The organism is Streptomyces sp. DH12, from assembly GCF_020873895.1.
Taxonomy (GTDB): Bacteria; Actinomycetota; Actinomycetes; order Streptomycetales; family Streptomycetaceae; genus Streptomyces.
In genome coordinates this window covers 1-697 of the sequence record NZ_JAHWGT010000303.1, presented here as the reverse complement: position 1 = coordinate 697, position 697 = coordinate 1, and the positions used below count along the sequence as shown (strand labels likewise).

Here is a 697-nt window from a genome sequence, read left to right as displayed (position 1 = left end):
CGGTCTCCTCGGCGGCACCGACGTCGACGCCGAAGCACGCGAGTTGCTGGAGGCCGGCGCCGACGACCACACCTGGGCCGCCGCGGCGGTCGGCGCGCAGAACGCCGCGAGCTACCAGCTCGCCACCGGCGAACCGGTCATGGCGATCGGCGGCTTCAACGGCACCGACCCGTCCCCGACCCTCGCGCAGTTCCAGCAGTACGTGAAGGACGGCCGCATCCACTACTTCGTCGCCGGCGGAGACGGAGGCGCAGGCGGAGGCGGCACGGGCCGAGGCGGAGGAGCCGGCACCGGTGCCGCCTCCCGGATCACCGCCTGGGTGCAGTCCCACTTCACCCACGTCACCGCCGGCTCCGTCACCTTCTACGACCTCACCCGCCCGACGTCCGAGAACTGACCCCGCCCCACGACCACGTGGCACCTCGGCGGTGCCGTCGATCCGCACTCAGGGGCCGTTCCAGTCGTCACTCAGGACGATCGGGGCGACCCGCGGGTCCCTCCCCCAGTGCCTAAGGGCCTGGGAGGTGCCCCCAGGCGTTGCGGGTCTTGGCGCGCTCCGGGTACGTGGACACCACGATCCGCCCGGAATCGTCGACCTCGCTGGTCAGCGGCGACCCCTGCGGGCCGCCGTCGGAGCGGCGGGTCAGCAGGATCGCGTGGTGCCGGGGCGTACGAAGTAGTGCAAGTCGTCGCGGGA

2 pseudogenes are annotated in these 697 nt (G+C 72.7%); one reads left to right on the top strand and one right to left on the bottom strand.

Going from position 1 to position 697, the window contains the following annotated elements:
• Positions 1-397, top strand: a pseudogene (locus tag LPA54_RS34180) (glycosyl transferase); the annotation flags it as partial.
• Between the two features lie 51 nt (positions 398-448).
• Here LPA54_RS34180 and LPA54_RS34175 read toward each other — a convergent pair.
• Positions 449-697: pseudogene (locus LPA54_RS34175) on the bottom strand (hypothetical protein); the annotation flags it as partial.